Genomic DNA, 19431 nt, shown 5'->3' on the forward strand with positions numbered 1-19431 from the left:
GTTATGATTCTTATTTTGTTAGGCCTAAGCCTGTCTGTATGCGCAAAATCATGTCCTCGTAGTGAAGTCGTGCCGCCAAGTTGGCACCACGCATGCGAGTTTTCAACAGCTTCATCACACGAATCATCTCGCCACGCTTCAGGCTCAAAGCATCGCTGTTGCGGCTCACCTGTCCATTGGTGAGCATGACATTTCTTGACTTACTGCTCAAATGATTGTCACGCTCACAAGCCAAATGCCGCTGAGCATCTGCGAACATGTCGCCTTCATACAGTTTTTTGTTAATCTTCACCCCTTCATTTTCGGCAGCCGCAGTAATCAAAGCGTCAATAAAACTCTTCTGAAGATTGCGCTCCAACAAGTCGGGTGACTTGCCCGAAAGAGTAGATTTGAAGATGTGTCGATGCAACATATCCATGAAAGTGGCTGCGGTGAAGGCCGCCTTACCATTTTCATATTCGTTTTCATACATGCGGATGATGCGCTCATTGTTCAGCAAATCCCACAGAATATAGTTCTGTTGATTTTTCAACATGTAGTTGGGTTGTTGCTCTTCGACACCCAATGGCGTCTTACGCTGTATGTAGGTCAGCTTGGAAAGCGGGGTGTCAAACAGCCATTTGGGATGGGTCAGCACCTCATCCAGCAAGAACTGCAGGGCCTCACGCTGCTTGTTTTTCTCGACAAAGTGGAACGATGTCTGCCCGTCACCAACCGTGAGGTTCTCCAAATACATGCCGCCAACATTGGCCATGACATGATACAGGTACAGGCTCCATTGATAAATCACCGCCGAATAAAGGTTGGAAGCCTCATCGTAGTCTTGTCCCGGTTCGCCGGTGGTGGTCCACTTGACGATGTTGGGCATGATGCGCTTGAGGTTGGCAATGCCATACCGAGCCGATTTCACAGCATCATCACCCAAATCTTCGCTCAATGCACGAGGGTCGATGGCTGTTCGTTGCGACTGCGCCTCCATATATTTGTACAACTTGCCCGTGTGTCTTTTCAAAAAATCGTTTAGCTCCTTCTTCTCATTGGTTCCCTTTGGATACCACCGATAGGCCCACTCAATGGCCATGAGGTCGTAAGGACCGATGTTGGGTGACATCACTTTCACCCCATCACCCGGCTGGGCTACATAGTTAAAGCGAGCATAGTCCATGATAGATGCCGATGTTCCGCCCATTCGCGCGGTAAAACTTGCCGACCGAAGGGAATCGGTAGGATAGGCGTTAGACGCGATCATGTTATGACGAAGGCCCAAAGAGTGGCCCACCTCGTGGCACGCTACGAAGCGAACCGCGTCGCCAATAAGCTCTTCGGGCAGTCGCAAGGAGCGTGCTTCGGGGTTCTGTGCGCCCGTCTGCACCATAATCCATTCGCTGATGAGCGACTGCACATTGTGCCACCAGATGATGTCTGCCTCTAATATCTCACCCGTTCGGGGGTCGATGACCGATGGTCCCATGGCGTTGGCCTTGGTTGATGCATCGTAGGTCAGCACCGAATAGCCCATGTCGTCGCCCACCTGAGCCAGACTGTCAGTATAGTCGAACACCTGCACCGCATTCTTGAAGCCGGCCCGTTCGAAAGCTTTGTTCCAGTCGGTCATACCTTTCTTTATATAGGGGCGCAAGTGTTTGGGTACGGCCTGGTCGATATAAAACACAATAGGTTGAACTGGTTCTACCAATTCGCTGCGCATATAGGCGGCGGTATCGGAAGGAACAAGCCGCCAGCGCGTCACATAGTGCTTATGCTCTACTTTGTGCTGATAATCGTCGTAGCGAAGGTTTGACGTGGTAAAGAAGCCCACGCGGGCATCTTCCTCACGCCCTTGCATGGGATATTGGGGCAAGAGCGACAACGATGAACTTACCACCACCGTAACGTTTACCTTGCTGTTGCCCTCGTGAACCGTGGTTGTTAGCTCTGATGTGGCTGTCACATTGTTCTTAAAAGCCTTGACATCGAGTATGCGCGACAAGTCTGTAGAGGGGCTGGTGCCCAGATTGATGTTGTTGAACACGTCGTTCAAACAGTTCTCCTTGCCGTTGTACAGGTCGTTCACCTTCACGATAAGGGTGGAAGAGTCGTTTGGTACGGCCTCAATCTTCAAGCTGGCGAGGATGGGATCAATGTAATTGTCCTTCACCGACCGTGCCATAGCTGCATACACGGGCACTTCGGGCGTGATGCGTTGTTGGCGCACAATGAGTCGTTTCTGCTTCTTCGCCCACTCAAACCGCACGGTCTGATTTTCATAATTGATGCCTTTGTTCACCCCCGACTCATTCAATTCAGAGGGAACCTGCTGTAATCGGTTCACCACCAGGAACTCTCTTCCCATCAACTTGGTGGGAATTTCGTAATAAATGGTGTCGCCTTTCTTGATAACATTAAAGACACCCTTCATCTCAACCGAGTCGCGTCCCGTGAGACGCTTATAGGTTGAAATGGGTTTCTCTACCGGTTTCTTCTTTTTAGAGAATGGCCAAATTTGACAGGCTGCACGCATTTCCACGGGCGTGGTTGATAACATGAAACCTGCACAGATGACTAAGAATAATGATTTATCTTTATGACGAAAAAATCTTTTAAGCATTAATTTGATAATTATTAAACAAAAAATGAATTGAGATACTGCTATTCTATTCGCAAATTGCCTATTTACAGCTTTCGATTTATCTCATACTTTATGTTTGCAAAATTAAACTTTTTCTTTCACAATGCCAACATTATCACCCATAAAGAAATCTTTTCTTCTATTTTCTTGAGATAGATCTACAGTTACTTGATCACATTTACTCGCCAAGTTACGCCAAGGTCAAGAATAGAATGTTTGTCTTGCAGGTAGCCAGCCGGATTGGTATTCTTACCAAAGCAATAACTATAGTTGGCATGCAGACGCACTTTCTTATTTTTTAGTGGATAGTATTCTAATCCAGCTCCTACCCTTGTGATTTCGGTTCCTTCATATAAAGCCAGGTCAGCGCGTGGCTTGGATTGCTCGGCTGCCTGTTGATTGGCTTCGTCCATGGGAGCAGATGTCTCGGGGTTGGTGTCTACACCGGCATGATTCACGTCGTAACTCGCCTTTGCCCAAAGGTTAACCTGTGGTGTAGGCTGGTAATCAACACGAGCAGTCATGGAGCAATCCTTGAAAAAGAAGGTCTGCCCAGTGGTGGCGCGGTTCATATAATCCACGCCTATTTGCAGATTATCAGTCACATCGAAACGGTTACCAAAAGAAAGGTAGTTGATAAATTTTCCTGGCGCATACTCCATGAAGTTGACAGACCAATCGGTGTGTAAGATACCATGGTTTCCATACCATATCAGGTTGTAGGCATACATCTCGGAAGATATGCCACTATTTTGTTTATACACCTTTTGGAACGGGCTCTCCACCATTTGTAAGAAGAATTGGTCTTTTTGATTTGTGGTTTGATAACCCAGCCACACTCCCCACGCATAGCAGGGAAAGTTGTAACAGAATTCAAAGAGTTGAAAACAATCGATAGGGGCTGGATCGAACTCCCACGGTCCACATAGCACCGCCCACTTACCACCAGAGAGTGTCCAATTTTGGTTTGCGTGGTAAGTAAGGAAGAGCCAGTCGGTTGCATCAAAGAAGGTATACTCCTTGTTGATGCCATTCAGCCGTTGTCGATACTTAAAAGAAAACTTTGGTGAGATGTTGCCATTGATAAGAATGTTGAAAAGATTTCCCTTAAAACCTGTTCTATCATTGTTTTTCACACCGTCAATCGATTCGCGTTGGTAGTCGGCTCGTGCTTCAACAGACAGGTTTACACGCTGTGACTCTTGTGCATAGAGCCCCATGCCATAGAAGGTCAGCAAAAGCAGATATATCTTTAATTTCATAGTAGATTAAAATTATACTTCATAATTTCCGTGCAACTATCATGCTTCTTTTCAACAAAGACATGACTGTGTCAATAATTACCCGTTCGCAACAGTCCTTTCTTGTTCCACAGACCATACACTTCACTCACGGTATCAGAAGTAATAAATGTTTTAAGTCTTTCCTTACTCATGAAATCAATCAAAGTAGAGAATTCTTCTTTGGTCAGCACAATTTCCAACTGCATCTGCCGCTCGTTGGAGTAGCCACCAATCACTTCGTGCAGGGTCACACCACGACGAATGGTATGAACGACAAAATCCACTATTTTCTGGTAGTCTTTGGAGATGATATACACACGAGTCTTCGAATTGATGTCCGACATGAAATGATTCAGAATCAAACCATTGAGCCATGTTCCAATTAAACCAATGATTACTAAACTAACAGGATTAATCGCAAAAGCGGTACAACAGATTGCACCACCTGCTACCATCACGGCAGTACCAAGCTTGATATGAAGATACTTGTTGAAAATCTTTGCAAGAATATCCAACCCACCTGTAGAAGCGTTGATACTGAACAAAATACTTTGGGAGGCACTCAGGATGAGAACGAAACAGAGAAGGTCAAACCAAGGATTAGCAACTGCTTGTCCAGCAACGTAGGTGGTGAAGAGAGATTCATGAATAGGAACGATAGAACCGATGAAGTCAATCATGGGTCCTAATATCAAAGCCGTATACACGGTCTTGGCACCAAACTCATTACCGATGAGCAGAAACGAAAGCACAAGCAGTATCGCATTAATAATAAATATCATCGTACCCACAGACACAAAAGGCAGCAACTTGGCGAGTACCAAGGATAAACCCGTAATAGAGCCAATAATGAGCTTACTGGGTATCAAGAAAAAGTACACACCAATGGCTGCAACAAACATACCCACCGTCATGATGACTAATTCAACCCAGAATTGACGAGTACAGACAATCCGTTTGATACGATTCGGTGCATTTTGTAACTTCTCAACGAAAGTCATTTCGTTTTCCTGCTTGTTATTCATAATGTTTAAATTTAAAGGTTTTCAGGTTAACTATCAAGAACTCAGGGTGTTCCCACTCGTTCTGCGTTTCTCAGCTGCCCCCTCTTTCGAATTATAAGCGGCAACAATTATTAAAACTTCGCAAATTTAATGTATTTTTATCAATACGCAAGTTTTTAGTCTATTTTTTAGTTAAAAATCTTCCCATCAAGATTGAAAAACGAAAAAAGAAACCGGATGAGCACAACAAATGCTGGTTATGAATAAGAGCAAATATGCTTGGATGCCATGTTGGAAAGACAGAAACGCAATTGACGTCACTGCCCTCTCCATAGACGATTGGGCCAACAATAACAGAACCTGTTCATCAACAGGAACCGATGGAGAGAAGTAAAAAAAAAAAGGACTACCGCTGTAGTCCAATCTTTGTTAACCTTAAATCTAATACCATGAAAAACACGATGCAAAGATAAGGGTTATCTCATGATGTTGCAAGCAACTAAGGCTGTTCTGTTTTAAAAACACACTTTTTTTTGATGTATATCAAATTACATACCAATGGATTATCGCACATCGTTGCAGACAGCAAGAAACTATTTACCTGCGTACATGGTTCACGAACCTACGCAGTACTGTCACTGAAGAATGAACTATTTATCTCGAAAACCACCCATCAAGCAGCGTATATAAAATCGGGGGTACATTGTATGCAACGATGATTAACGATGAATTTTATTGACAAAGTGCCTCTCATAATTCGCGTGTAGACAACCAACGTCATAGTTGGTCGCAAATACGCCAAATATGAGCGACGTTCATAATTCGTTGGTATTAAAGACGTTATACTCGAACCTCCTTTTTTCATTCCTATTATTACCACTACTTGCTGGCAAAAGCATGGAGATTAGCATCGAATATGCATGCTTTTAGGTTGTAATAGCATGTGAATAACACCTCAAAAGGATGGTTCTAAGTGCGTAAAGTCAATGCTCTAACCTAAAAATGACATTTATTTTGCTCAAATGAGCGTACTTTTGTCTACCGCTTGCCTATTGATTTTTTCTATTTTGAAGATTTTCAATGGTCGTTTTTGGGTAAAATCTATCATTTAGGTTCAAATGATTGGCATTCAATAGCCTAATGAGTTATGAAATGCAGTAGGTAATGATTTAGCGACCTATCTTCAACAATGATATACAACGCTTTGCATAACTCGAATAACCTGTTGCAAAGATAAGAGTATATCGTGAGAAAAAAGAATTTTCTCCGAGTTATTTTCGTAAAGCCGTCCGTTTGGGCGGCTTTTTGTTTTCCGTGTATTTTATTCTTATGATGAAATGCAGTCTCCGAAGACTGCGTTTTTTGTTTTCGCCCTGCTTCTTTCCATGCACATCCTCCACTTATGCCTGTGTATCATGTCGGGATCGGTTGTTCGTTGTCAGCGGCAAAGGTAGTTCCGGGCTTCTACGGACAAAAAAGGTCGGGGCGGCAAGCCGTTTAGACGACAATCTCCACACTTCCATTTCATTGCAGGTAGTATTCTCGCCGTAAAACCTTGTTTGTCCTAAGCCCTACCTTTTTACGCCACTGAAACGAAAACGACCGACCCGACGGAAAGACGCATAAAAAAAATGTCGGATATGCGAGAAGCTGGGAAAAAGAAAAAGTTGAAACTCAACTCCCTCACCTCTGGAATCCGCCTAAAATCAAAAAAATCAGACAAGATGAAACTGAGATACAAAATATCAATTTGGGTGGCACTTGCACTCGCAGGCTCTCTCCTTTGTGGCGGAAGCATCTGGCTTTGGCTGGCAGGGATATGTGCAGGAAAATTCCTCATTCGGTTACTCCTTACCATTGCTTTGGCTATCGCAGTGTACATTCTGACTTATGCCCTCATCATCGGAGCAATACTTTGGTTACTCATTTCTTAAACAGGCAGATATATGAAAAGAAGAAGCAAGACAATCGCACAGCAATGCAGATACTATGAGGTGGACAACATCTTCGAGTATATGGTATCGGTTTACCTCAACGGAAATATCTCCGCCTTTGGGGAATTATTCAAGGAACTTAATCGGAAGGACAGAAAGGAATTTATCCTCTATCTCTTTTCAGAGGTCGAACCCATTCATATCCAAGAAATCATTTTAGCAACCATCTAAAAGTAAGAATAATGGAAAAATTCAATTTTTATCAAGACAGAAAGGTTACTTGTTGGGAACGCACCCACTTTGATGTAAAAGCCGAGAGTTACGAAGAAGCCGTTGCCCTTGTCAAGTCGTGGCAGGGAGAGGACGTGCTTTGCTTTGAGGACGATGAGAATATCATCATCACAGACGGAGAAACCTTGTATGACACCTCCGAAAGCCTATCCGTAGAGGAAAACGGAGGACAGCCGACTATCGAGGTCTTTGCAAACAATGGAGAAGACATCATCAACAATAAACCCGATAACACTGAACAGATATGAGAACGGAAACAAGAACATACGAGGTATATAACCTCCACGAACTGACAAGGGAGGCACAAGCAAAGGCACACAGCCATTGGGCGGAACATTGCGACTATACTTGGGACAGAGAGAACCGAGCCACATTGCAAGCCTTTGAACGGATTTTCAATATCAAGGCGGACAGATGGTCATACGACAGTTGTACCTACACCTATAGTTTCACTTCCCATTACAGCGAGGAGGAAGACAATATGAAAGGGACAAGACTTCTGAAATACCTTGTCAATAACTATTGGAACGACTTGTATCCACCCAAGACTTATTGGAGTGGAAACTACAAGAAGAAACGCAAGAGCCGTGTGTTTGTTTCGGACGATTGTGTGCTGACGGGCTACTGCATAGACTATGAAATCTTGAAACCCATATACGTTTTTCTGAAAGCCCCCAATGATACCACCCTATACGAACTTATGGACAAGTGTTTGAACGGATTTTTCAAGGCTTGCAGGGACGATATGGAATATCAATTCAGCGAGGAAGCCTTTGCCGAAAGTTGCGAAGCTAACAATTATGAGTTCCTATCAGACGGAACATTATTCAACTGATTAAAACATAAAAGACAATGAAAGGTACAGAGCATTTCAAGAGCGTAATCCAATGTTATTTGGAGAACCGAGCATCATACGATGAACTCTTTGCGGAGAGTTTCCGCAAGGAAAACAAGAACATAGACGAGTGTGTAACCTATATCCTCAGCGAGGTACAGAAAAGCGGTTATTCGGGATTTTCGGACGATGAAATCTACTCTATGGCAGTGCATTACTATGACGAGGACGACATAGAGGTAGGCAAGCCTAATTCCTGCAAAGTGGTGGTAAACCACACCATCGAACTCACGGATGAGGAGAAGGCGGAAGCCAGACAGAGAGCCGTAGAGCAATACCAACGTGAAGAACTCTCCAAAATAAAAAGCCGTAACGCAAGACCAAAGAAAGCCGAGACAACGGAAATCGTATCACAACCCTCACTATTCGAGTTTTAATCCCTTAAACAACGAAAGGAAAATGGAAACAATGGATTTAAGCGAAGCACGCATCTATGTAGGCACTTATGCCAAGTACAACAACGGCTCATTGCAGGGAGAATGGGTGGAACTTTCGGACTTCTACGATTTGGACGACTTTATGGAGCGTTGTGCCGAGATACACGAGGATGAGGAAGAACCCGAATATATGTTCCAAGCGTGGGAGGAAATCCCCGATGGTCTGATAAACGAAGGTCATTTGGATGAAAACTTCTTTGAACTTCGGGACGAGTTGGACAGATTGAATGACACGGAGAAAGAAGCCTTTTGGGAATGGGCGGACGGCAACAATGCCCATATCACCCAAGACGCATACAGCCTTGTAAAGGCTTTTCAATCCGCCTATATGGGCAGTTATGCAAGCAGGGAGGATTTTGCGGAGGAAATTGTGAAAATGAAGAACGATTTATCCGATTTTGCACTGAGTTACTTCGACTTCTCCAAATATGCCGATGACCTTTTTGACACAGACTTTTGGTATAAGGACGGTTATGTATTTCGCAACGAATAAAACAAGGAGGATAGAAAATGAAACCAAGAAACAGATATGAGAAGGCTGTCCTTGCCGAGAGCAAGCACCTTCGCCCGATAACCAAGACACAGAGCAAATGGGCATTCCGTGAGTGTATAGACCATTTCGCCTACCGACTGCCCAAAGGTCGCACAACGTGTATGGATTGTGGGCATAGTTGGACAATGGAAAAGCCAACGGACACTTGCACCTGCCCCCATTGCGGGGCAAGGTTGCAGGTCAAGGAAACCTTTGAACGCAAGATTAGGCAGAAGCAATACTTTACGATACTTACCGCTTGCGGAGAGTACCAAGTACTAAGAATGTTTCTTCTTTCTGTGGAAATGGAGAAAGGTTGCAAGGCTTCATCATATACCCTTGAAATTGGTCAATATTGGTGGAACGCACAAGGACGGCAATCAGTGATAGCCGTTCAACGAACATTAGGCAGATACATTGACACCTTTTCTTTCTGTTCGCCAATGGCAGTACGCAACGATAACGAAGCCTACCGTCATATATCGTACTCACCGATATATCCCAAATTCAAGGTTATGGACACACTCCGCAGGAATGGATTTGAGGACGATTTTCACGGCATTGCCCCGACAATCCTTATCCCCGCTATATTATCCGACAGTCGGGCGGAAACCTTGCTGAAAGCAGGCAGAGCCGAGCATTTGAAATACTTCCTCTACAATTCAAGGACATTTGACACTTGTTGGCAGTCCTATAAGGTTGCCACTCGAAACGGCTATGACATAGAGGACATTTCTATATGGTGTGACTATGTGGATATGCTCCGCAGGTTGGGCAAGGACACACACAGCCCGAAGTATGTTTGCCCCACCGACCTATATCGGGAACACGACCGCAGGCAAAACGAGCTTCGCAAACAGAGAGAAAAGGAGGAAATAGAGAGGAAACGCAGGAAGGCGATGGAGGACGAGGAGCGTTTTCAAGAACTCAAATCCAAGTTCTTCGGTCTTTGCTTCACAAACGGCACAATCCAAGTCCACGTATTGGAGAGTGTGCAGGAACATTTGGAGGAGGGGGTGGCAATGCACCATTGCGTATTTGATAGTGCCTACTATCTCAAAGAAAACTCGCTTATCCTTTCGGCAACCATTGAGGGCAAACGGATAGAAACGATTGAGGTTAATTTGGACACGCTCAAAGTTGTGCAAAGTCGTGGCGTTTGTAATCAAAACACAGAGTACCACGACCAAATCGTAAGCCTCGTGAATGCCAACCGCAAATTGATAAGACAGAGAATGAGAGCGACAGCATAAGCAACAATCACCAAAATATCACAGATATGAAAGCAGAAATTGAAAGCATCGTATGTAATTGGGCGGACGAGATACCCCATATCCTTATAAGGGTAATCAATGCCATTACTTTATCCGTCAATGAAGAGGAACTGAGAGCTGCCGTCAAGCGGATAGCCGAAGAAACGGAACTTGACAAGTTCTTTGCCTATGGTTATGGCACACATCATTTTTGGCTTACCCACCGCAGGTTATCGAATGGTGAGCCGATGGAACACAGATTATTAAAAGTTGAGTTTTGAGAATATGAAGAAGAAAGTTTATAGAGTACGGACGCAGTACATTTTCGAGGGAGTGTTTGAGGTTGTTGCCGAAAGCAGGGAGGACGCACAGCAAAAGGTCATTCAGAATTGCGGATTGGTAATGGGTGGGAATATTCACAGCACCTTACCCGATGAAGAGGTGAATTGGGCTTTCTCCACCCACCCTGAAGTCAGGACGGGACGGATAACCATTCAAGAAGAACAGATGAAGTAATGCGGTCGGCAGATTTGCCAATCGCTCCTTTCTTTCGTGAGCCTAAGCAGATAAAGAAAGGAGCAAAGAAACCCCAATAAAAAACACCTCGTTACTTTTGACAGTGAGTTGAGACGGCTCAAAAGTAACAAAAAGCCCATCCAAATATTGTTCTATCTTCTAAAGCCGTATTTTTGTTCACGTTTCTCAAAAGCAACACGCCCTCCTTCCAAAATATCACATATGTGTTCACGGATACCTTGTGAAGATAATATATACTCAGCATTTTCGTCTCTTTGCTTGGTGTCTTCCAAAGATCCGTTGATATATTGAAATTTCAAACCTCCTAAGTTGGGCGTATCCGCACCTTCTTGATTAGCTACAATTACATTTTCTGCGTCTGCACTTACCACAACATTGGAATTGTGCGTCACCAATATTATTTGTCGCTCTTTCTTTTTCCGTTTGATGTATGCTACTAATTCATGATAAATCGCGCGATTATCAAGACTATCCTCTGGTTGGTCTATGAGTATTGGGCATTTCTTATCACTAAAATCCAAAAGTAGTTTCAGGATAACAAAAGCTTGTTTTCCCTCTGACATATTAACAAAATTATCCCCTTGATAAGTCAAGCTATAATCAAGGCTATACCAACTGTGGGTAAGAAATTCTGTTACAACATTTAATGCTTCATATCCATTCTTCAGAAGCACTTTCTCTGAAAGAAGATTCTTAAAGAAGTCCAAACTAATTGCTTTGTTATCTTCATCATATTTATTTAGCAATTCTTGTAGATATTCTTGACGTTCATAACCTCTTTGATTTAGTCTGGTCTCCAAAAAGACTCGCATTTCTTGCTTGTGAAAAGTGAGTTTTACACGAATATCAAGTTTATCATAAGTGATGGCTAAGTTATTACAAATATCATTTGCGCTTATTTTATAAGAGCAATGATTGTCAATGACTTTACGGATTGATTCTTCTCGTTGTAGCCTTGCTTGCTCAAGCTTTTTCTGTATCTCATCAATTGCAGTAAGCTTTCTTTCTTCTTCTTGTATTTTGCTATTAATATCTTTTAATTCCTTATTGTCCTCAAATATCCGTAATCCTTTTTTGTAGATATCAGAAGCTATTATTGTTTGTATCTCCGTGGCTATTTGGTCTTTTGCTTTAGAGGTATCTTCTATGATTTTTTGGACGATCTCTGTCCATTCCATTTCAGTTCTTACTTTCAAACCATTAAACAGACGATCTACTTCATACTGATTCAACCCAAAAGATAATTTATCAAAATCCCATTTTTTCTCAAAGGAAGAATCGAATGGAGTGAGATTTTTTAATCTATTCAACAACTCAAGGTCGTTATCTGCCGCAGCAATAAGTTTCTTCTTTTCTTGAATTTGATATACATAAGCATCAAATGAAACTCTTTCTTCTTGTGTTAATGCTCCATCTTTTTGCAGAGTAGATGCTTTTGTTTTCAATAGTTGCAATTGTTGTTGAACACCATCCCTATTACCTTTTTCTGATAAACTCTTTTTTAGAGAATCAATCTCTTTTTGCAGTTGAAAAACATAGAAAACTCCATCCGTTACACTTTTAGAAACATCTGTAAGATGAGTATAATAATTCTCTAAAATTCTATTTTCATCTTTGCTCTTTATTATGTCTTCTACTATTTTATTCGTCTTTTCTGAGTCAAAAGCAATCTCGTGCATGTAACTTTGTCGGAAATATTCTATTTCACGACCGAGTTGATTATTTCCATCCTGCCATCTGATAGAAACCCCATCAAGATGTTGTCTAATAAAATCACCTTCTCCAACTTCTTTATTTCCATGCTTAGCAGCTATTGCTTTAAGTAATGATGATTTCCCTGTAGAACGTCCTCCTATGATAGTATTTAAGTTAGGATTGAGAAAAATTTTCCCATCCCAAAAATCATCCTCTTTTAATGTTATACTATCAATTACCTGATAAATATTCTTCTCGTCAGGTTTGGTTATTTGAATCTTCACTCTATCCTCTGGTTCAAACAGAATCTGTTTTAGTCCTTCGAATGTAGTATCAGCCTTAATCCAAGTTTTACAATTTCCCAATCTATCCTTTAGCTCAATCTGGTCTGCAAAAGAATGGGCATCACTACAATCTAATAGCAAATCATTTACACCTTGTTCATGTAGTTTTTCTTTTGATTTATTGTATGCTTCGATATCCTCGGCTGCGGTAAATACTATATCAACATCATTAATGATACTCTTTTTTTCTGCTATAGAATTATCGTTCCATTTGAAATCTTCCCATTCTGTTTTACCAATAGCTGTCATGAATTTGCCCTCAAATATCTGATTGGCATTTGATAAAGCATTTTTAATGACAGACGTCTCAAGATTGAGATTATTAAATCCTTCTCTTAATGGACTTCCATAGTGTTGGTGTTCATTTTCTGGTACAGAGGCTATAATCCGTTCTCCTAAATCTTGAATACTTTCTATTGAAATAACTCCACCCCACTGTTGAGTACAGTCTGGACTTAATGTATAATGCGCAGTGAGAGCATTCAAGAATTGCTGCTGAATTTGATCAGGGGTTAGTTCATTAGAAAAAATGACATGGTAGTTTATTCTTTTAAACTTCTTATTTCCACAGAACTTTGATAACCTAAACTCGACAACAGGTAGTATCAACTCTATATTTTGCAGCCTACCTTGTTCTTTATAATCAAGAATTTTACGATAACCATCAATAAAAAGATAGTCATTGATACCAAGAACTTTTATATCATCGGGAAGATGCTCTAAAGCATCTATATACTTCTCCCATATATCTTCATCAGGAGAGCACTTATAATTATGCTCCAAAGAAAAAGGAGTATGGACATGCAAGTCCCAAATTCTCCATTCCGATCCTCTGTTCATGATTTTTCTATATTAATATTACCTTTCGCAAAGGTACTCATTCATAACGAGAAAGGCGAATAAAACGGCGAAAAAACGCCCCTTGCAGAACATAAAAATGTCGCAAGAGGCGTATTTGATAATCAAGGTATATAAAACAGGGCAAACTCCACCTTTCGCCGTTTGACAAGTCCTCGCAGAACTTTGCCTTTGTATTGGCAAAAAGAGACAAATTCACGGTAGAAATCCCTGTCGCCCGACTCTATCTTTCGTAGCAGTCGGCTCTTGGGATACTTCCCGTATCCCAGCAACCTACCCGCTCCAACATTGTAGGACAGAACGGCAAGCAACAAAGCATCCTTGCCGTAGTCCTTGAACATCATCAGACGCTTCATCAGGTCTGACCGGAGCAGCGAGTCCGCCTGCCGTTCCGTCATCGCTGCCGTGAAATGTTCGCCCGGCAAGAGCTGATGCCCGTATCCGACATAGGGAGCATCTTTGAACCCGTGTAAGCCCTCAAAATGCTTGATGCAGACAACGGCACGCTCAAAGGGCGGCAACGAGAGAAGTACATTTCTTCTGTCCTGAGCCGAAAGCCGTAAGCAGGAAAGGCAGACAAGGCACAAGACGACAAGTTTACTTCCTATCCTCATCCTTCTTCTCCTTTTCCTCGTTCTTCTGACTGTTGAACTCAAACGAGAGCTTTGCCGTCTGCCCGAAGTTGTCCTCCACATACACATCTATTGTCTGTTGGTCTGTGGATGCGGAAGTATAGTATAGCCTGAACTCTTCTTTCGTGAGCGGATAACGGTCATTGGGCTTGAAGACCATACCGTTATCCATCTTCAATCTCCCCCTACCATCGGGTTGGAAATAACGGATGGTATAGCGTGCATCTTCAAATCGCCCCTGCCGTTTGAGCGTGCAGCGTATTTCCGCCGTCTGTCCCTTGGCGATATGCTTCTGCACCGGCATTGTCTCTACCGTGAACGGATACGCCTGCTGAATATCCAGCTCGTGATTACAAGCAGATAAACAAAACACAGCAATGGAGAGTACCCCCATTACCCAAATTGTATTCAATATTTTCTTCTTCATTGTTTGTTACATTTTATATTATACACTCACACCCGCCTTTGAGACAGCAGGTAGTCATTCAAATCCTTATGTTTGGCATATAGGGCAGAACGGTCGATGACCTTCTCCCCGAAACAGCCATGCAATCTCTGAAAAGTCCTTCTCCCTGCCTCGTCATTGTCGAGGAAGCATTCTATCCTTTCATAGCCCTGCAAGGCTTTCTCCGCTTTTTCCACGTTGGAGACGGAATTAAGCACAAGCCAGTCCGAAGCGATGATGCCCATTTGCATAGCGGAGAGGTAATCCATAAAGCCCTCGAATACGGCACACACGTCCGAACCGTTACGCTTCAGTGAAATATCCTTCGGAGGGATGCAGCCCTTGAAGAAGCGATTACGCAATTCCATTCCTCCTGCCTCATTACGAAAGCCGATGGCATAGTACCGTTTGCCATGCACCCGGTATCGAACCTCCTCGCAGTTGGGTATGGCAACGTGGGCATTGATTCCCCGTTCTTCCAGATAACCCAGCAGTCTGGGATTCTGCAATGGTCGCACCCAAATATCCTCGAAGACAAGTCCTTTCCTTTCGCTTCTTTGCGGTTGTTCCAAAGCAAGTGGCGGACACGTTCCACTCTTTGCAATGAAAGCCGCCCGCAGGAGGAAGTCACCGCTTCCGATAAACTCTCCTGCTAAGTCGAAAATGTCGCCCCCTTTGCCGATTCCAAAGTCGAACCATACATTTTTATTCGTATCGACCTTGAACGAGGGTGTCCGTTCCGTGCGGTAAGGAGCATTGTACCAGAGAATGCCACCTTTCTGCTTTTTTGGCTGAATCCCCATTGCGTTCAGGAAGTCCGCAATGGGGATTTTTCTCATTTGTCGCACGTCCATCAGTCCAGCATGATTTTCAGTCCGACACCGTACTGGGCATGGAAACGCTCCGTAGAGCCACCCCACAGACAACACTCCCTGCCATAGAACAATAACACCAATCTGTCCGTCAGATAAGTCTCCGCCTGCAAGGTAACGGCACCACCATAAAGAAAGCCGTCCTTATTTCGTAGCGTCGAGCCGTCAAAGAGCAGTTTCTTTCCACCATTGACCGTCTCATATCCCGCCAAGGCAGAAACGCCTGCGGAGAGGAAGAAGGTCTTGCTCCCGTCGGACAGCATATTACAGAAGAAACCTCCCTCGCCCGTGAACTGCTCCGTAGGGATACGGCTATCCCGATAAGGGTGGTATCTGCAGAGATACTCCGCCCCAAGCACCCATTGATGTCCGCCTTTAGTGTAGGTGGCAAGCGAAGCCCCGAACATATAGCCTGTGTTGTTGCTGGCAGACTTGGCATAAAAGCCGTCCGCCATGCCTGCGGTCAGGCGTATGCCCTTCATTTTGGGCAGACAGCGTTGGGCGTGTGCCTGCCCTGCAAAGAGGGCAAGCATCACGATAAATATGGAAAATAGAGACTTTCTCATATTACTTCACTCTGAGTTCGTCAATCTCCCCTGCACGCACAAGGTCTTCGTTCTCCACGATGAAGGACTGATGTCGCCCACCGTTTTTCTCGTGCATCTCCACAATGAGCTGCTTGTCATCGGGGATGGTGAACTTCTGAAGCGTGAACACCGTGCGACCGCTCTTCTGTCCCGCCACACAGGTAACATAGTTGTAGGCACGCAGCGGAAGCAGTACCTGCTCCTGCATGGCGGTCTGCTTGGCAACCTTCTTATCCACGATTTTGAACGTGATGAAGTCGATGTCGAACGGAACGTTGGATTTGTTGCGCAGTTCGGTGTGGAAGTACAGTAACCCGTTGTGCGAGTACAGACCTCGAAGCAAATATTGAATGCCAAACGCCTTGCTGCCGATGTGCTTGACGGTACGCCTATTCTCCTTATGGATGGACTTCATGATGAGCCTTACCAGCATCGGACTCTCGCTGCCAAGTTCCTTCAGATAGACCTCCATCGCATTGTTTGGGCGGTTTACGCTCGCACCGTCATGAATAAAGTCCGTCATCTCCACGTTCAAGAGCAGCGGCTCGTCGGCATACTTGACATTAAAGGTGTAAAACGCACCGTCCTCCGTGATGACGCTCATATTCGTCTCCTCCCGGAAGTTCTTGACCGTCGCTTTCACACGGATGACGTTCTCCGCTCCGTCCGCCTTACCCGCAATGAGGTTGGGCGAACCCAAATCCACATAGCGAACGGCGGAGGGGAAGATGATGTGCACCGTCTTATCGTAGGTGATTTCCAACCCGTGAGGCGGTATCATGCGCTCAAAGGCGATTTTACGTGTCAGTCCCTCATAGAGGTCTCCGCTTGAAGTTGTTTCCTGTGCGTTCGCACAGACTACGCCCAGCATCAGGGCGATGGCTAAAACTGTTCTTTTCATTTTACTTTGGATTAAAGTGGTGAATAATAATTGTGATTTACTTGTTCTCTGGCTGATAGAGTAGCACCTTATAACCTGCCTTCAGATGCACCTTGACGGTACGCATCTTCTTTGCAAAGTATTGGCTTGTTCCCTGTATCAGCCCCTTGCCGAGGTCGGAGGCAAGCTGTGCTTTTGCATCAGTGGAGATGTTCACGCTGCTGCCTACGGATGTCCCCATACCCGCAACGATTTCCTTGGCGGCACTGCGTTCCATCGAGCCGGGAATGAATATCCCTGCCTGTCCGTCCGTGTCATAGACCGACAGCTCCACGGGAATGATGCTTCCCCGATACTCCAATGAGGAAATGACAATGGAGAGTCGTTCGCCCTGCAACTTTGCCGTTCCCACGACAAGGGCATTGCGTGGAATCTCCCTGCCCGATACCAACATCGGCTCCAAGAGACGGAAACGCACCGTCTGCCCATCCATAACCGTCTGATTGTTATACACACAGGCTGATATGGTGTTTCTCTCCGTCTGCGAGATTGTCCCGATAGCCGTTTGAAACATATAGTTCCTCTCCTTGACATATTCGGAGCGGAAAGTCGAGTCGCTCATCGGCTGTGCCAGAGCCGACACCACTTGACCGCTCACCTGCCTGACAGGAAACGCCATTGCCTTTCCATTGCGACCGGAAGAGACCGCTTTCCTTTCGGAAGCCGTCTCATTCCCCGAGGTATGTGTCACCGAAGCAGATTGTCCATTACCTCCTGCGGGCATATACTTGGCTGCCAGTTGATAGGATTTTTCGAGCAGTGCCATCTGGTCGTTCACGGTTATAGCGGGCGACTGCTGCTCGGCACTCATACGACTTTCCAACTCCTTCAAACGGGTACGCATTTCCTCTTTTTCCGGGTCTTCTCTTGGTGCTTCATAGAAACTGCCGAGCGTGCGGTTGATGTCTTGGTAAGCGGAAGCCGAAGCATGGAATCCCTCTTGTGGAGCAGTGGTACGAGAGCCGAAACCGTTATCTCTTTCCGACAAATCCGTCTTCAATGCCAACTCTTCGGAACTCTGCACCGGTTGTCCTCCTGTCATCTCCCCGAACATGGAACTGAGGCTTTGCATGGCACGGCTTCGTTCCTGTTCCTTCTGTTCCATCATCTCCTTTTCGTAGGCTTTCTTCTTATCGCCGATGAGTTCCGAGGCTTGCGGATCCGGCATTTCCGTATTGAAACCTTGGCTGTCCTGCTCCTCCTCTTTCTTCGATGGGGCAAAGATGAGCCACATACAGCCTGCAAAAAGCAGGAACATCAGCGGGTAAATGACAAACTTCTTTCGCCTTTGTTTTTCTTCCTCCGTCAGTTCAGGCGAGGTGCTCGTATTGGAGGCTGTCTTTCTTTTGAATGGGTACATAATCGTAATACTTTAATAGGTTGATACTGTCGTTGGGATAGAGCCGCCTTACTTCAGGGGTTTCGATATGCTCGATTGCCGGTAACGTTTCCTCCTCGGAGTCTCCGTCTGAGAAGATACGGTACAAACCGTTGAAGAAAACATAGTTGGCAAGTATGGCGAAAAAGAGAAGCATCGTCAGGACGACATACAGCCTCAAATGAGCGGGGATGCGTCCGCACAGGCGGCGGAGCCTTGCCTCCGCTCCCTCCTGCATCATTCGGAACAGACTTTTCTTTTTCATCGCTTACGGGTACTGATGTCCTTGTTCTCCAAAATCTCAAATCCCTCGATGTTAAAACCGTTCGGGTTGTCGTCGCTTCGGTTCGTGTTCAGCAGGCGGCACTCCGTAACGAGGCTGCGTTCCGTGACGTTGCTGGCACGGATAATCAACTGTCGGGCATACGTCCTTGCGGAATACGGATAGCGGTTGAAGTTGCATACCACGCTGTCCACCTGCACGACTTGGTTGATGTTGCCCGCAATGATACGGTTGTAATATCCCTTCTCTGAGAAATCCCGATAATAGTTGTAGGCACTCTTGTCCGCCAAGAGCAATGCACGGGAGATATTGCTTTCAATCGCATTCTTGTCTGGTGAAAGCGTGAAGAACAGTTCGTGGAAGCGGCGGATATGCTCCTTGGCTTCCGCGGGTCTATTCTGCGACAGATCCTGCGACAGGGCGAGCATCAGCGACTTACCGCCATCCAATACATATATTTTCTGCCTCTGGGCTTCGGCAAAGGAGTAGGCACTCCATACCGAATAGCCCGCAAGGGTAGCACACAGGCAGATGACGACCAAGGTAAAGAGGCGTATCTGCCTGAAACTCGTTTCGATATTCTTTAATGACTTAAATTCCAT

22 protein-coding genes are annotated in these 19431 nt (G+C 44.7%); 10 read left to right on the top strand and 12 right to left on the bottom strand.

Annotated elements, in window-relative coordinates; genetic code table 11:
• Nucleotides 1–10: 10 nt before the first annotated feature.
• The 3 genes from NQ518_RS07855 to NQ518_RS07865 form a co-directional block, all read right to left on the bottom strand.
• A complete protein-coding gene (locus NQ518_RS07855; protein WP_227960187.1) occupies nucleotides 11–2545 on the bottom strand; it encodes a zinc-dependent metalloprotease in 2535 nt (844 codons plus the stop codon).
• A gap of 248 nt (nucleotides 2546–2793) precedes the next feature.
• A complete protein-coding gene (locus NQ518_RS07860) occupies nucleotides 2794–3891 on the bottom strand; it encodes an OprO/OprP family phosphate-selective porin (RefSeq protein WP_227960185.1) in 1098 nt (365 codons plus the stop codon).
• 71 nt (nucleotides 3892–3962) lie between these two features.
• Nucleotides 3963–4937 (bottom strand): YitT family protein, encoded by a 975-nt coding sequence (locus NQ518_RS07865; RefSeq protein WP_227960184.1) that lies wholly within the window; start codon nucleotides 4935–4937, stop codon nucleotides 3963–3965.
• Between the two features lie 238 nt (nucleotides 4938–5175).
• On the opposite strand from NQ518_RS07865, the gene NQ518_RS07870 reads away from it, so the two are divergent.
• The 10 genes from NQ518_RS07870 (at nucleotide 5176) to NQ518_RS07915 (ending at nucleotide 10774) form a co-directional block, all read left to right on the top strand.
• Nucleotides 5176–5310 carry a hypothetical protein gene (locus NQ518_RS07870; RefSeq protein ID WP_260107727.1) on the top strand — a complete coding sequence of 45 codons (135 nt, stop codon included), beginning with the start codon at nucleotides 5176–5178 and terminating at the stop codon, nucleotides 5308–5310.
• 1330 nt (nucleotides 5311–6640) lie between these two features.
• Nucleotides 6641–6850, top strand: a complete 210-nt coding sequence (locus NQ518_RS07875) for a hypothetical protein (RefSeq protein ID WP_036873654.1) — start codon at nucleotides 6641–6643, stop codon at nucleotides 6848–6850.
• 12 nt (nucleotides 6851–6862) lie between these two features.
• Entirely contained in the window at nucleotides 6863–7081 is a 219-nt protein-coding gene (locus NQ518_RS07880) for a hypothetical protein (protein WP_023058392.1), read from the top strand.
• 11 nt (nucleotides 7082–7092) lie between these two features.
• Nucleotides 7093–7389 (top strand): hypothetical protein, encoded by a 297-nt coding sequence (locus tag NQ518_RS07885; RefSeq protein WP_023058475.1) that lies wholly within the window; start codon nucleotides 7093–7095, stop codon nucleotides 7387–7389.
• Nucleotides 7386–7976, top strand: coding sequence for a hypothetical protein (locus NQ518_RS07890; protein WP_023058399.1), 591 nt, complete (start codon nucleotides 7386–7388; stop codon nucleotides 7974–7976). The genes NQ518_RS07885 and NQ518_RS07890 overlap by 4 nt, the downstream gene beginning before the upstream one ends.
• Before the next feature lie 17 nt (nucleotides 7977–7993).
• Entirely contained in the window at nucleotides 7994–8413 is a 420-nt protein-coding gene (locus NQ518_RS07895; RefSeq protein WP_023058460.1) for a PcfK-like family protein, read from the top strand.
• Nucleotides 8414–8435: 22 nt separating this feature from the next.
• Nucleotides 8436–8966, top strand: a complete 531-nt coding sequence (locus NQ518_RS07900) for an antirestriction protein ArdA (RefSeq protein WP_023058491.1) — start codon at nucleotides 8436–8438, stop codon at nucleotides 8964–8966.
• Between the two features lie 17 nt (nucleotides 8967–8983).
• A complete protein-coding gene (locus NQ518_RS07905) occupies nucleotides 8984–10258 on the top strand; it encodes a PcfJ domain-containing protein (protein WP_023058452.1) in 1275 nt (424 codons plus the stop codon).
• Between the two features lie 26 nt (nucleotides 10259–10284).
• Nucleotides 10285–10539, top strand: a complete 255-nt coding sequence (locus NQ518_RS07910; RefSeq protein ID WP_023058484.1) for a hypothetical protein — start codon at nucleotides 10285–10287, stop codon at nucleotides 10537–10539.
• Nucleotides 10540–10543: 4 nt separating this feature from the next.
• A complete protein-coding gene (locus NQ518_RS07915; RefSeq protein ID WP_023058463.1) occupies nucleotides 10544–10774 on the top strand; it encodes a hypothetical protein in 231 nt (76 codons plus the stop codon).
• 152 nt (nucleotides 10775–10926) lie between these two features.
• On the opposite strand, the gene NQ518_RS07920 is transcribed toward NQ518_RS07915, so the two are convergent.
• The 9 genes from NQ518_RS07920 to traK all read right to left on the bottom strand — a co-directional run bounded on the left by NQ518_RS07920 (nucleotide 10927) and on the right by traK (nucleotide 19431).
• Entirely contained in the window at nucleotides 10927–13674 is a 2748-nt protein-coding gene (locus tag NQ518_RS07920) for a TrlF family AAA-like ATPase (protein ID WP_023058433.1), read from the bottom strand.
• 122 nt (nucleotides 13675–13796) lie between these two features.
• A complete protein-coding gene (locus NQ518_RS07925; protein ID WP_036873509.1) occupies nucleotides 13797–14306 on the bottom strand; it encodes a lysozyme in 510 nt (169 codons plus the stop codon).
• Entirely contained in the window at nucleotides 14290–14751 is a 462-nt protein-coding gene (locus NQ518_RS07930) for a DUF3872 domain-containing protein (protein WP_036873511.1), read from the bottom strand. The genes NQ518_RS07925 and NQ518_RS07930 overlap by 17 nt, the downstream gene beginning before the upstream one ends.
• A 26-nt stretch (nucleotides 14752–14777) precedes the next feature.
• On the bottom strand, nucleotides 14778–15623 hold the full coding sequence (locus tag NQ518_RS07935; protein WP_023058448.1) for a toprim domain-containing protein: 846 nt from the start codon (nucleotides 15621–15623) through the stop codon (nucleotides 14778–14780).
• Nucleotides 15623–16207 carry a conjugal transfer protein TraO gene (locus NQ518_RS07940; protein WP_023058442.1) on the bottom strand — a complete coding sequence of 195 codons (585 nt, stop codon included), beginning with the start codon at nucleotides 16205–16207 and terminating at the stop codon, nucleotides 15623–15625. Before NQ518_RS07940 ends, NQ518_RS07935 begins: the two co-directional genes overlap by 1 nt.
• A gap of 1 nt (nucleotide 16208) precedes the next feature.
• Nucleotides 16209–17129, bottom strand: a complete 921-nt coding sequence (gene traN / locus NQ518_RS07945) for a conjugative transposon protein TraN (RefSeq protein ID WP_023058477.1) — start codon at nucleotides 17127–17129, stop codon at nucleotides 16209–16211.
• A 37-nt stretch (nucleotides 17130–17166) separates the two neighbouring features.
• Nucleotides 17167–18528 carry a conjugative transposon protein TraM gene (gene traM, locus NQ518_RS07950; RefSeq protein WP_023058449.1) on the bottom strand — a complete coding sequence of 454 codons (1362 nt, stop codon included), beginning with the start codon at nucleotides 18526–18528 and terminating at the stop codon, nucleotides 17167–17169.
• Nucleotides 18479–18811, bottom strand: coding sequence for a TraL conjugative transposon family protein (locus NQ518_RS07955; protein ID WP_023058404.1), 333 nt, complete (start codon nucleotides 18809–18811; stop codon nucleotides 18479–18481). Before NQ518_RS07955 ends, traM begins: the two co-directional genes overlap by 50 nt.
• Nucleotides 18808–19431, bottom strand: a complete 624-nt coding sequence (gene traK / locus NQ518_RS07960; protein ID WP_023058480.1) for a conjugative transposon protein TraK — start codon at nucleotides 19429–19431, stop codon at nucleotides 18808–18810. The genes NQ518_RS07955 and traK overlap by 4 nt, the downstream gene beginning before the upstream one ends.

The sequence above is a fragment of the Hoylesella buccalis ATCC 35310 genome, from assembly GCF_025151385.1.
Lineage (GTDB): Bacteria > Bacteroidota > Bacteroidia > Bacteroidales > Bacteroidaceae > Prevotella > Prevotella buccalis.